Below are 12,236 nucleotides of genomic sequence, written 5' to 3' on the forward strand. Positions count from 1 at the left end.
AATATTTCTTTTAATATTTTCAATTATTTCATATACATTTTTAACAAGTTGTTTAGTTTAAATAGCAATTATTAATAATAATTAATTTTAATACTGTTAACATACTATAATAATTATATAAAATAATTTGGTTGGTCGTTATGAAAGTATTGATAATTACTGGTGAGTTGGCATATCCGTTAATAAAAGAAGTAGTATCTGATTCAAAAGAAGATATTATAGTGCATATTGCAGATAATACTCAGGTTGCTGCTTTTTTAACTCCCAGACAAATTATCAAGGAAATCAAAACCTGTTTTTCAAACCAACTTGATGAAATTGACATGATTCTCGTTCCCGGTTTGATTAAAAAAGGAACTCGCGAAATCACAAAGGAGTTGGGAATTCCAACATTCAAGGGTTCAACCGACGGGGCTGATCTTGCAATGGTTTTAAACCTTGTTGAAAGCATCAATCTGTCTGAAGACACTCCTGCAGACAAACTGATTGAAGATGAAAAAAGAAAAGAGGCATTCAAATTCATCGAGGATTTTGAAAATGATGAGGAAAACATCAAAAGGCTTCTTGAAAAGCCAAATAATATTCTTATTCGAAACCTTCCGGTTGGAGAAGATTTCCCTATGAGGGTTTTGTCTGAAATTGCCAACGCCCCATTTTTATCCAAGGAAGCTCTAATCAACAAATGCCAGTATTTTGTTGATTCCGGTGCGGACATGATTGATATAGGTATGGCTGCCGGTGAAGACTTTTCAGATAAGATTCCTGATTTGATTAAAACCTTGCGCCCGATAGTGGGTGACAGGCCGTTGAGCATAGATACACTCAATGCCGATGAAATTAGAGTCGCTGCTGAAAATGGGATAGATTTTGTCTTAAGTCTTGATTTGGGAAACAACTCTGAAGTCCAGGAAATTCTAAAGGAAAAGGATATTCCTGCAGTGCTTCTTCCAACCAACTTTTCACAGGGCAAATCTCCAAAATCTCCTGCTGAACGGGTCGAGTCAATGCATCAGCTCATTAAGGATACTGAAGGATTGAGGTATGTTGCGGATTTGATTCTTGATCCGGTAAACAGCGCAAGCATTGTCGAGTCAATAATTGCCTGCCATGAGTTTCACAAAGTAAATCCTGCCCCTATGTTTTTCGGCGTGGGTAATGTAACTGAACTTATGGATGCGGATTCAGGGGGTGTCAACGTCTTGCTTGCGGGAATTGGTATGGAATTGGGTGTAAGTATTCTGTTTACTCCGGAAGAAAGTGGAAAAACCAGAGGAAGCGTATATGAGCTTTCAACTGCATCAAAAATGATGTTTTTGGCAAAGCACAGAAAATCAATTCCAAAGGATTTGGGAATCAATCTTGTTGCATTTAAGGACAAGCACAAAAGAAACGACATCATCCTAAACGAACGTGATGGAGTTCCTGAAACCAGAATCGAAAAGCCATTGAAATTTATCAGAGATAAGGCAGGTAGCTTCAAAATAAATGTGGATTATGGAACAACAGTCAGGGAAAGCCAAATAACTGCAACTCATTTTAAGAAAAACAAGGCCGATTTGGTCATTGTGGGCCACACTGCAAAAGAAGTATATGAAGAAATAGTTTCAAAAAAATTAGTTACCAGAATGGAGCATGCGGCCTATTTGGGTTCAGAACTTCAAAAAGCCGAAATCGCCATGATAACTGGTAAAGAATATGTTCAGGATTTTGAATTGTTCAAAAATCCTGATGAATTTAAATATTAATTTTAACCGTTTGCCTCTTCCGGTTGTACGTCAGGTGTTGGTTGTCCTCCACCGTCATCCGGTTGTACGTCAGGTGTTGAATCTCCGCCACTGTCCGGTGTTACATCAGAACTGTCAGAACTGCTGTCTGAACTGTCTGGTGTGGAAGGCTGATAGTTATTGTTGTTGTAATTGTAACTGTTACTGCTATAACTACTGCTTGATCCTGTGTCGTAACTGTAGGAATCCGGAGCGTATACTCCTGTGTCCTGAGTTGAAACGGACTCATTTGTCACATTTGTTGTATTTAGAGTATGATTTTTTGTAATATTGGTGGTATTGACTTGTTGTTGGTTATCTTGTAGGTGGAAACCGACTCCAGTTATTACCAGATATGTGCCTGCCGCAAGAACAATTAATATCATCAATATAATAATAATGGCATCATCTTTTTCCATATTTCATAATCCTCCATTGTATTAATAATATATTATTTAACACATTAATATATAATTAACTACATAACTTTTATATGATTTTAAAATTATAATTTAATAGTAAAAAAAATAAGAGGCTAAAGTTTGCAAACTGAAAACATTAACATTAAAGATATTGACAAATTACTGCTTGAAGCCCAGTATGTTTCAAATAATGAGATTTCAACAACTGTCTATTTGTCATTCCTTCTTGGAAGGCCTATGCTTATTGAAGGGCCTCCGGGGGTAGGAAAGACCGAATTGGCCAAGGTTATTGCAAAATCATTTGAAAGGGATTTTTTCAGGATTCAATGCTATGAAGGAATCACATTCGAACAGATTGTTGGAGAGTGGAACTATCAAAAGCAGCTGTTGCATCTTGAAGCTGCCCGTAACAAGGAAACAGACACTGAAGATAAGATATTTGATGAGGAATACTTCATACAAAGGCCTCTTCTTAATGCTTTTTTAAATGAGAAAGATTCTGTTCTTCTAATTGATGAGATTGACAAGGCTGATGAAGAGGTTGAAAGCTTTTTGCTCCAGGCATTAGGTGAACATGAAATCACAATCAATGACCTCGGAACATTTCAGCTTCAAAACGACCTTATTGTAATACTGACTTCAAACTCTCAAAGGTCACTTTTGGATGAAACAAAGGACAGATGTCTCTTCTTATATATTCCATACCCTACAGTTGAGCGTGAAATCGAAATAGTCAAATCAAAATTGCCTGAAGCTGATGATGAGACAGTTTCACATGTTGTTAAACTGATTCATGACATACGTAACCTGAATCTGATGAAAAAACCTTCAGTCAGAGGTACAGTCGACTGGGTAAGGTCAGTCACCAATCTGGGAACCTCCGACATCAACAAGTCACTTGAAGACAGCATTGGAGTTGCCATCAAAACAGAAAGCGACAAAAAAAGAGTTGTCAAGGATATTTTAAGCAAACGATAAGATGATCAACAAAATTGCAAATTTATCTTCCAAACTGCGTGATCAGGGATTGCCTGTAAGTATAAGAAGTACATATGCGGCCACTCAAATCTATATGGATTTGGGTTCCGAAGACAGGCAGCTTTTAAAGACAGCCCTGATGGCAGTTTATGTAAAGGACAGATACGATATTCCAAAATTTCTGAAAATTTTTGAAGAGGTATTTAAGGAAGAGGTCAAAAAAGAGGAAGCTAAGGAACTTGACAGGGGTAAGGCTTATCGTGGAAAAGGTCCTACTTCCAACAAGTATGTTATCAAAAAACAGAATAACGCTTATAAGAAACTCAATCGTGAAAAGATCAACAATGAAAAGCTTAAGATGTTGTCCGGTCAGCCTCTTTTGGAAGAAGTAAAGCAGCTTGAAAGAGACGGCGAGCTGATGAACAAGGATTTGACAAAACTTAATCGTTTCGACCCTAGAATGCTTGAGATTTGCCAAAGGTTAGGTAAAAGGATTGCAAACAAGCGTTCAAGAAGAAAAGTTCAGTCTCACACCCATAAAATTGACATGAGAAGAACCATTAGAAATAATCTGAAATATGGTGGGGTTCCTCTTGATTTAATAAAGGCAAAGCCAAGGCCACATAAAAATGAACATTTGTTCCTTAATGACATAAGCGGGTCCTGTGAATGGATCAGCAGCTGGTTTTTCATGCTGATGTTTTCAGCTCAGACTGCTTTCAAGCGTTCAAGAACCTTTGAATTTGACAACAAGGTTATAGAAACAACACAGGCTCTTAAGGAGGAATATCTAATTGATTCTTTCGTCAAGGTCAAGGACATGAGGGTTAAAAACATGATGGTTCACGGGACTTCGGACATGTATTCCTCATTCACAAAATTCCAGGAAATGGCAAACATAAACAACAAGTCCTATGTGATAATTCTGTCTGACTGCCGTGACTGGTCAGGACCTAAAGTCAATGGCATTCCTGCAAGTGTAGGTGTTTTGGAAGAAATTGTACGGGATTCCAAAAAGGTAGTCATTTTAAATCCCGAAGACAGAAACAAATGGGATGTTGTGGACAGCTGCGTGTCACTATATGAAGAGGCAGGGGCACAGGTATTTGAAGTAAACACTTTAAATCAGTTGGCACATTTTGTAGAGCAAATGTAGGTAATCAAAATGCAGTGTAGTAAATGCGGAAATCCTAAAGTTATTTTTAAAAGACCGCAGTCCGGTCAGCTATTGTGCCGTGACTGTTTTATCGAATCAATAGAAAAAAAAGTTATCAAGACTGTCAAAAAGGAAAAACTGCTTGATAAGGGAGACAAGGTATTGGTTGCACTTTCAGGAGGAAAGGACAGTGTAACCACTTTGGAAATCCTTAACAGTTTTCGTGAACGAAACATCATAGACATATGTGCAGTGACCGTTGATGAGGGAATTGCAAATTACAGGCAGGACGGTGTTGATATTGCAATCCGTCATGCCGAAAGACTGGGGATAGAACATAAGGTTGTCTCATTAAAAGAAGATTATGGCATCACATTGGATGAAATAATGCAAAAGGAAAACCACAAGGGATCCTGCACCTACTGCGGAGTTTTCAGAAGGACAATCATCAACAAGGCAGCACGTGAAATGGGTGCGACAAAAATAGCAACAGGCCATAATCTGGATGATGAAGTTCAGGCAATCATGATGAACTATCTTGAGGGGAACATGGACAATCTGACAAAGCTCGGCGCCAAAACAGAATCAAAGGCAGAAGAGTTCACTCCAAAAATCAAACCATTAAGAGAAATTCCGGAACGTGAAATAGGAGTATATGTGGTTGCAAAGGACCTTGAAGTTCACTTTGACAGTTGCCCTTATGCTATGCAGTCATTCAGGGGAGAAGTTTCAGAGCTAATAAACCAGTTGTCAGAAAAGCATCCGACAATAAAATATTCCACCTTAAGGGGATATGATAAAATCAAGGGCAGTTTGAAAAACGATTTAAAAAAGGAATTTCATCACGGAAGATGTGCCCGATGCGGTGAACCTTCAGCAAATGAGCTGTGCAAAGCATGCTCATTTTTAGAAGAATTAGGATTATGATATTATGACATTCACATTAAAATATAAGGACATCAATGAAGAAAGACAGTTACCAGATGAAAAATATACAATTCAGGATTTACTTGATGAAATGGGTTTATCCGCCCAAACCATGGTGTCCAAACAGAACGGAGAACTCGTTATAGAAGATACTGTAATTGAAAAAGGCGATGAAATACAGTTAGTTCAAATTATTTATGGTGGTTAGGTGAAGATAAGTTATGAATGTGGGCCTTGTTTTTTAAGGCAAGCCAGAGAAGCCATGGATTTGTCAACTGATGATGAAGCTCTGAAAATGGAAATCATGAGTGAAATTTTCAAATTTCTGAGTCAAAATTTCAAGAATGGAACCAATTCAAACAGCACAGGATCTCTGATGCACAACATGATTAAGGAAAAGACAGGATGCATGGACCCATACTACAGGGAAAAAATAGAAGGAAACCAGATTGCATTAAAATACCTGCCTGAAGTTAAGAAAATATTGGCGGAAGATGACAGCCTGGAAAATTATGTAAAAATAGCCATCATCGGAAACATCCTGGATTTCGGAGCATTTACATTGGATGATGATATCGAAAGCGTCATAAAATCATCCCTTAAAAAGGATTTGACCAGAAAGGATATCGCAGAGTTTGAAGATGCACTTAATAAATATGATAATGTACTCTATTTGGTGGACAACACTGGAGAGATAGTATTTGATAAATTATTGCTTTCAAAAATTAAAGAGTATGGAGTGAATATTACAATTGCAGTTAAATCTGAACCTATCCTAAACGATGCATGCATGCCTGAGGCATTGGAGGCTGGTCTTGATGAATATGGCGAGCTCGTTGAGATAGGATGTGGAACGGTGGGATATGTCGACAGTCAGATTTCAGATGAATTTAGGGAGATTTTCAACAGCCACAAATTCATAATTTCCAAAGGCATGGGAAACTATGAAGGCCTGACTGAAATTGACTTGTCAGATAAGGATATTTTCTTTTTATTGTGCGCCAAATGCAATACTATTTCACGTGACATTGGCGTAAACCTGCATGATATGCTTCTTTTTAAGAAATAGTGATACCATGATAATCGGCCTGATAGGTTTTGGAAAGGTAAACCAAAATCTTTTTAAATTAATCAAAGCGAATGATATAGATTTCATCACATCCCTTGAAGACAGGTCAGATAAAACCTGTGAAAATATCAAAAAAAGTGGAATTCAGGTTTTGGACACTTTTGAGGAGGTGGCCATTAAATCAGACATCTTATTTTGCGCAACATCTCCTAAAACCGCTCTCGATATCGCTCAGAAATATGGAAAACATTGCAGGGGAACATATTTGGATTTGAATAACATTTCTCCTGAAACCACATTAAAAATTAGTGAATATGTAGAAGATTTTGTCGATGGAGCAATCATCGGAAAGATTGACTCTGAAAATCCGATACTATATATTTCAGGCCAATCATGCCATAAGCTAATGTTTTTAAATGAATTCATTGATACTAGAAAAATCAGTGATAGTGTTGGGGATGCTGCTATCCTGAAGATGCTTAGAAGCACATATACCAAAACGCTGTCTGCACTTTTAATCGAATCACAAAAATTAGCCAAAAAACATGACCTTGAAGATGAATTTTTCGATGTTCTTTCACTTACTGAAGGTGATGAATTCAAAGGCAAGTCACTTTCCAGAATAGAAAACACTCTATCAAATTCAAAAAGAAAAAGTGAGGAATTGGAAGAAATCATTTCTTATTTTAAAAATGAAGATTTGACAATGGTTAAAGCTGCCTTAAAAAAGCTCAGCCAATAACCACATTAACCTTAAACCCTTTTTTGGCCTTTTTTATATTTCCTCTGACAGGTATGAAATGGGAATCCATAATGTATCTTAAGTAGGTTACCTCAATGGCCGGAAGCCTTAAATTAGTTTTGATTTTTTTGCCTTCACTTTTAAACTGGACTGAAATCTTTCCGTTTTTGTCAACATACAAATCAGTGTCCAGCCCTTCTTTAGTTATTTTGGTTTCGAATTTTGTCAGGTTAAGACCCGCTTCAAGTGTTAACGGTGCATTCACTTCAATATCTTTTTTTCTGAAGGTATCGTTTGCTTCACGTGCACTCACACCATTTTCACCTTCGCTTGCAACATACCATGCCCTGTCGATTACCTTTTGGACTTTCTGGTTGTCAGGTATTACTCCCTGCGTTTCATAACCTTTCATCAGTTCCATGACTTCCCTTTTGCTGACTTCCATTTCGATTGCACTTACGGCAAGTCTTGTCATAACCGGCCCGTAATCTGAACGCCTAAATACTGCCCAGATAGATTCAGGGTCTCTATAAACTCTTCTTTTGATGATTTCATTAATGGTGTTTCCATTAAGATAAGCTATCTTTTCAAGATTTCCCCTTGAATATGTATTCATTCTCTTGTAGATGTCTGCCCAGTTTCGCTCTCCAGGAACTCTTCCGGCTTCAATTTCCCTTTCAAGTATTTCAATGGTGGTTTTGGGAAGAAGTTTTTTAACGTCTTTTGTAAGTGTCATATCGTTGTCGATGATTGACTGTCTGATTAGGCGACCGGAATATTTGTCTTTATTATACTCTTTAACTATATGATATTTGAGCTTGGATCCTAAAAATTCGTTGATTGCATACCAGCGGATTTCATTTCTGTTGGTATAGCTTTTAGGCATTCCGACAAAGTTCCCCTCATCAATGAACTTCTGCGCCTTTGATTTTATTTCGGATAGTGGAATACTGGCTGATGTGATGTAGTCTGTAACGCCGTCATCAATCATTTGCTTAAGCCTTATGGGAACACTATAAGATAAAACAAGTCTGTGGTGAAGACCTTCAAATGATTTCACATCATCCGCTCCCAAAGCCAGCGCCATTTCACGGCGTGCTTCGAAATCGACAAAAAATGGTGCGTGGTTTGCACTGAATCCTTTATTTAAGTAAACCACAACTTTTTTTCCTTCGCTATCAGCTATTTTACGGGCTTCCTTTATTAATTTTTCATGACCCTTATGGACGGGGTCAAAATCTGCACTAATTCCAATCAATATTAACACCAAAAAGAGAGATTTGGATGGTTTAACCATCCAATAATTTTAAAACGCCGCTGATTATCAGCCATAATCCAATCAATGTTCCCAGAACAATCGGGTTTGCCACATATGTTCCGATGATTATGTATAATAATCCCAGCACAACGCCTGCAATTCCAATATAAAATCCATATCTGGACTGACGATTATTTATGAGGGATACAACACCCACAACAATCAGAAGTATTCCTGCAAGATACAGGGTAATTTCAGCTAAAAAGCCCAACAATGCAGGATTAAATATTAAGCAGATACTTAATATGAGCAACAATATCCCTAAAAGTAGATCAATTACAGCTCCACCTCTGTTGTAGTCGATTATGGATACTCCCATAACCAGCAAATAAATGGATATCAATAATATTGACAATCCAATCAAATCGCTAACTCCAATAACTCCCATTACTGGAAATATGATAATTATCAATCCAAGAAGTATGGCCAGTAAACTGAGAAATTTGCTTTTCATATTTTCCTCCTAATTATAAAATTAATATTTCAGCTAATATAATGGTATATGTTTTATCTCGACAGCGGATTCGTTCATGTCGGAGTTTTCAACTTCGGCCAACCATTCACCTTTGCACTCGCAGTCATATTCAATTGGGCTTTGTGTCAGGTTGTTGGCAATTATCATATGCTTCAAGTCCTTGCTGCACTTTTTGCAGTTGTACGGACCTCTCCTTGAACCGAAACCTGATGTGTCCATAAGTGCAGGAATATCGATTTGCCTTCTGACGGTATTAATTATTTCAACACATGACCAAATCCAAGGTGGCTGGTAAGCTCCTTTTCTCCAGAAACGTTCAATGACAGTTCCGCCATGAATTGTTGCAGGGCAAAATGAAAGTCTGTCGATACCAATTGATTCACAGTACTTTGCAGTTTCTATCGCTTCGTTTATGGCTTGAGCTTCAGATACCAGAATAGGCTTTACAAAAATATATGCTTTTGTTTTTAAGTTATATCCTTTGCTTTCTTTTAGTTTTTGCATCAGTTTGTGTGCATCTTCAAAGTCCTGGCGGGTAAATCCCTTGTTGATTTTTTTAAGACGAGTATGGTCATTTGATGTTTCAAGACCTATGCTCACTTCAAATAGAGTATCTCCTATGATGTCAAAGATTTCATCCAGAACCTCTTCCTTAACATATTCCGGTCGTGATTCAACTACAATTTCACTCACATTGCCCAAAGCAATTAAAGTCTTTAATATTTCATCACGAGCATCCTTTGGAAGCTCATATGGATTTAAAAAACTTCCTGAGGCAAATAATTTCACGGTAATTTTTTCCTCTTCTTCAATAGGATGCCTTTTGAGATGTTCATTGAAAATTTTAAGGATGGTTTCAGTGTCAATCGGTTCTAAAGTACAGTCTGAAACATAACTGCACATTGTACATCCGCCGCTATCGCCAAGCGCCCAGGCACAACCTGGAGTCGGCAGTATAATGAATAATGTTTTTCTAACGTCATCATATGTCAAATCATCATTATACCAGCTGGCACCCACCTGTTCAGGAGTTTTTGGCTCTTTTCGCTCGAAGGCATGTTGCCTAATCTCTTTTGTTAATTTTTCAATTTCCATTATAATACCTGCAATAATATAATTATAATATTATAATATTGGATGTTTTATAATAAAAATTATTGTATAAAATCAGTAGGTTGAAATGACCTCTCCGAATAATTTAATTGATTCTGCAATGTTATTTCCAATTGGTGCTGAGGCAATATATTGTGTCACTCCTATCTTTTCAAGATCTTTGATTTTAGGAATTATGTCTTCGCAGGTTCCAGCTATTGAAAATTCCTCGATGAAATCATCTTTTACCAGTCGCATGCCTCCTCCGATGTTTCCCTTTGAAAGGGAAAGGTATATGTCATTTCTAATTTCTTCAGATATGCCATGTCTTTCCAGAACATGTGCTGGTGAACCTGCAATGATGAATGCCACCACGATTTTTGCGGCATTTTGGGCTTTTTGATAATCATTGTCTATGGAAGTGGCACTGTATGCCATTATGTCAAATTGATTTTCACCCTTTTTTGAGATTTCAGGACTGTTTTCAACTTGTTTTAATATCATACCATAATCTTTCGGATGTGATGCATTAACCATGACTCCGTTTGTTAGTTTACCTGCAAGTTCCACTAATTTTGGGCCTGTCGCTTCAACATAGATTGGAATCTTGTTTTTTGGGTTGTTATGATTCATGTCATTTATGACATTGATGGACCGTTTAAGTTTAGTCAATGGTTTTTCCCATGTGATGTTCATCTTGTCTAGTTGGGACTTATTTCCGGGACCTATTCCTAAAGTAATCCTGTTGTCTGATAGTTTATTCAGATTCATCATTTCAATGGATAACTTTCCGGGTTTTCTTATAAATGGATTTGTAACTCCCGGTCCAATTTTTATTGTTTCGGTTTCAATAAGAATGTTTCGTAATAGTTTATAGAGATCCATGTTCGGATTGTCTGAAATCCATAAATATTCAAATCCGGCATCTTCGGCAAGCTTGGATAATCTTATGTTTTCATCATCATTGCCTTGAGGTATAAGTCCGATACCAAATTTCATATTATTCATATATAATAATTTAGTTAAAAAGAGTCTTAAAAGTTATGAAATGTTGTATAAAAAAAGAAAAAAAGAAAAGAGAAAGCAAGTTTAGAAACTTGCGATTACATCTCCTAATAATTTAATGGATTCTTCTACGTTTTTACCAACAGGAGATCCTGCTACGTATTGAGTTACACCCATTTCAGCTAAGCCTTCAATTTTAGGGATGAACTCATCAGGGGTACCACATACGGAGAATGCGTCAAGTGCTTCATCGGTTACAGCACCAATAGCTCCACCGAAGTCACCTTTAGCTAAGAAAGCACCCATTTGTTCGTTGAATCCTTCAGGTAATCCGTGTCTTTCGATAACTGGAGCAGGGGAACCTGCTGCAATGAAAGCAACAACGATTTTTGCAGCGTTTTTAGCTGCGTCAGAGTCAGCACCAATGGAAGTTGCAGTGTATGCACCTACGTCAAATGCTTTGTCTCCACCAGCTGCTTCGATACCTTTTTTGATCATAGGCATAGCTGCTTCGTAATCTTTAGGGTTAGATGCGTTAATTAATACACCATCTGCGATTTCTCCAGCGGTTTCTAACATTTTAGGTCCTTGAGCACCCATGTAAATAGGGATGTGTTCTTGAACAGCTTTTGCTCCACCTAATGCTGCACCAGCTTCGGTTTTTCCTCCAGCTAATAAAGTGTTAATGTCAGCGATTGCTGCTTTAATAGTGGATACAGGTTTTTCCCATGCGATTCCTAAAGCGTCGAAAGTTGCTTTGTCACCAGGACCGATACCGAAGGTAGCTCTTCCTTCTGAAATTTCGTCAATGGTTGCGATAGCGGAAGCGGAAATTGCAGGGCTTCTTACGTATGGGTTGGTTACACCAGGACCCATTTTAATGGTTTCAGTTTCAGCTGCAATTAATGCTAAGGTTTCGTATACATTTTTATTGTTGTAGTGGTCTGTGATCCATGCGTATTCAAAACCGACGTCTTCTGCTAATTTTACTAAACTTACTAATTCATCTAATGGTATTTGTGGTACGAATTCTATACCGAACTTCATATTTTATCACCAATTAATATTTAGGTTGACCTATATATAAAGAAATTTTTATTTGAATTAAATAGAAAATTTTAAATATCAAATAGTTTATTGAGACATTGGTCTTATAATAAAATTATTAGTATTATTTAATTTATTTTTTGTAATACTGACTTTGTTTCATTCTAATAAAATTATATTATAATAAAAATTAATTTTTATTTTTTAAATTATTGTTTTAATAAGTATTTATTTATTTCTTT

Annotated in this window: 13 protein-coding genes; 7 read left to right on the top strand and 6 right to left on the bottom strand. The window is 37.0% G+C overall.

The window, feature by feature from the left end; translation table 11 throughout:
- Nucleotides 1–140: 140 nt before the first annotated feature.
- On the top strand, nucleotides 141–1,745 hold the full coding sequence (locus ACKI2P_RS05980; protein ID WP_407375925.1) for a dihydropteroate synthase-like protein: 1,605 nt from the start codon (nucleotides 141–143) through the stop codon (nucleotides 1,743–1,745).
- 2 nt (nucleotides 1,746–1,747) lie between these two features.
- Here the strand turns inward: ACKI2P_RS05980 and ACKI2P_RS05985 are convergent, their stop codons facing one another.
- Nucleotides 1,748–2,182 (bottom strand): hypothetical protein, encoded by a 435-nt coding sequence (locus ACKI2P_RS05985; protein ID WP_407375927.1) that lies wholly within the window; start codon nucleotides 2,180–2,182, stop codon nucleotides 1,748–1,750.
- 123 nt (nucleotides 2,183–2,305) lie between these two features.
- On the opposite strand from ACKI2P_RS05985, the gene ACKI2P_RS05990 reads away from it, so the two are divergent.
- Genes ACKI2P_RS05990 through ACKI2P_RS06015 form a run of 6 tightly spaced genes read left to right on the top strand, consistent with a single transcriptional unit; the run spans nucleotide 2,306 to nucleotide 7,057 of the window.
- Nucleotides 2,306–3,163, top strand: coding sequence for an AAA family ATPase (locus tag ACKI2P_RS05990; protein ID WP_407375929.1), 858 nt, complete (start codon nucleotides 2,306–2,308; stop codon nucleotides 3,161–3,163).
- 1 nt (nucleotide 3,164) lies between these two features.
- Nucleotides 3,165–4,319 carry a VWA domain-containing protein gene (locus ACKI2P_RS05995; protein ID WP_407375931.1) on the top strand — a complete coding sequence of 385 codons (1,155 nt, stop codon included), beginning with the start codon at nucleotides 3,165–3,167 and terminating at the stop codon, nucleotides 4,317–4,319.
- A 9-nt stretch (nucleotides 4,320–4,328) separates the two neighbouring features.
- Nucleotides 4,329–5,246, top strand: coding sequence for a TIGR00269 family protein (locus ACKI2P_RS06000; RefSeq protein WP_407375932.1), 918 nt, complete (start codon nucleotides 4,329–4,331; stop codon nucleotides 5,244–5,246).
- A 4-nt stretch (nucleotides 5,247–5,250) separates the two neighbouring features.
- Nucleotides 5,251–5,454, top strand: coding sequence for a MoaD/ThiS family protein (locus tag ACKI2P_RS06005; RefSeq protein WP_407375934.1), 204 nt, complete (start codon nucleotides 5,251–5,253; stop codon nucleotides 5,452–5,454).
- A complete protein-coding gene (locus ACKI2P_RS06010; RefSeq protein ID WP_407375935.1) occupies nucleotides 5,455–6,315 on the top strand; it encodes a damage-control phosphatase ARMT1 family protein in 861 nt (286 codons plus the stop codon).
- Between the two features lie 7 nt (nucleotides 6,316–6,322).
- Nucleotides 6,323–7,057, top strand: coding sequence for an NAD(P)-binding domain-containing protein (locus ACKI2P_RS06015; RefSeq protein WP_407375937.1), 735 nt, complete (start codon nucleotides 6,323–6,325; stop codon nucleotides 7,055–7,057).
- Here the strand turns inward: ACKI2P_RS06015 and ACKI2P_RS06020 are convergent.
- From ACKI2P_RS06020 to mer, 5 genes are all read right to left on the bottom strand, one after another.
- Nucleotides 7,047–8,324, bottom strand: a complete 1,278-nt coding sequence (locus ACKI2P_RS06020) for an adenylyltransferase/cytidyltransferase family protein (protein ID WP_407375947.1) — start codon at nucleotides 8,322–8,324, stop codon at nucleotides 7,047–7,049. The genes ACKI2P_RS06015 and ACKI2P_RS06020 overlap by 11 nt on opposite strands.
- 22 nt (nucleotides 8,325–8,346) lie before the next feature.
- On the bottom strand, nucleotides 8,347–8,829 hold the full coding sequence (locus tag ACKI2P_RS06025; RefSeq protein ID WP_407375939.1) for a DUF308 domain-containing protein: 483 nt from the start codon (nucleotides 8,827–8,829) through the stop codon (nucleotides 8,347–8,349).
- A 33-nt stretch (nucleotides 8,830–8,862) separates the two neighbouring features.
- Complete coding sequence (locus ACKI2P_RS06030) at nucleotides 8,863–9,945, bottom strand: archaeosine biosynthesis radical SAM protein RaSEA (RefSeq protein WP_407375941.1); 1,083 nt, start codon at nucleotides 9,943–9,945, stop codon at nucleotides 8,863–8,865.
- A 72-nt stretch (nucleotides 9,946–10,017) separates the two neighbouring features.
- Complete coding sequence (locus ACKI2P_RS06035; protein WP_407375943.1) at nucleotides 10,018–10,950, bottom strand: 5,10-methylenetetrahydromethanopterin reductase; 933 nt, start codon at nucleotides 10,948–10,950, stop codon at nucleotides 10,018–10,020.
- Nucleotides 10,951–11,031: 81 nt separating this feature from the next.
- On the bottom strand, nucleotides 11,032–11,994 hold the full coding sequence (gene mer, locus ACKI2P_RS06040) for a 5,10-methylenetetrahydromethanopterin reductase (protein ID WP_407375945.1): 963 nt from the start codon (nucleotides 11,992–11,994) through the stop codon (nucleotides 11,032–11,034).
- Nucleotides 11,995–12,236 lie beyond the last annotated feature (242 nt).

This window comes from Methanobrevibacter sp., from assembly GCF_045541095.1.
Lineage (GTDB): Archaea > Methanobacteriota > Methanobacteria > Methanobacteriales > Methanobacteriaceae > Methanocatella.

Excerpts from the sequence above, each read along its gene's own strand:
- ACKI2P_RS05980 (WP_407375925.1), top strand. The coding sequence starts at position 141 with ATGAAAGTATTGATAATTACTGGTGAGTTGGCATATCCGTTAATAAAA.
- ACKI2P_RS05985 (WP_407375927.1), bottom strand. The coding sequence starts at position 2,182 with ATGGAAAAAGATGATGCCATTATTATTATATTGATGATATTAATTGTT.
- ACKI2P_RS05995 (WP_407375931.1), top strand. The coding sequence starts at position 3,165 with ATGATCAACAAAATTGCAAATTTATCTTCCAAACTGCGTGATCAGGGA.
- ACKI2P_RS06000 (WP_407375932.1), top strand. The coding sequence starts at position 4,329 with ATGCAGTGTAGTAAATGCGGAAATCCTAAAGTTATTTTTAAAAGACCG.
- ACKI2P_RS06005 (WP_407375934.1), top strand. The coding sequence starts at position 5,251 with ATGACATTCACATTAAAATATAAGGACATCAATGAAGAAAGACAGTTA.
- ACKI2P_RS06015 (WP_407375937.1), top strand. The coding sequence starts at position 6,323 with ATGATAATCGGCCTGATAGGTTTTGGAAAGGTAAACCAAAATCTTTTT.
- ACKI2P_RS06025 (WP_407375939.1), bottom strand. The coding sequence starts at position 8,829 with ATGAAAAGCAAATTTCTCAGTTTACTGGCCATACTTCTTGGATTGATA.
- ACKI2P_RS06030 (WP_407375941.1), bottom strand. The coding sequence starts at position 9,945 with ATGGAAATTGAAAAATTAACAAAAGAGATTAGGCAACATGCCTTCGAG.
- ACKI2P_RS06035 (WP_407375943.1), bottom strand. The coding sequence starts at position 10,950 with ATGAATAATATGAAATTTGGTATCGGACTTATACCTCAAGGCAATGAT.
- mer (WP_407375945.1), bottom strand. The coding sequence starts at position 11,994 with ATGAAGTTCGGTATAGAATTCGTACCACAAATACCATTAGATGAATTA.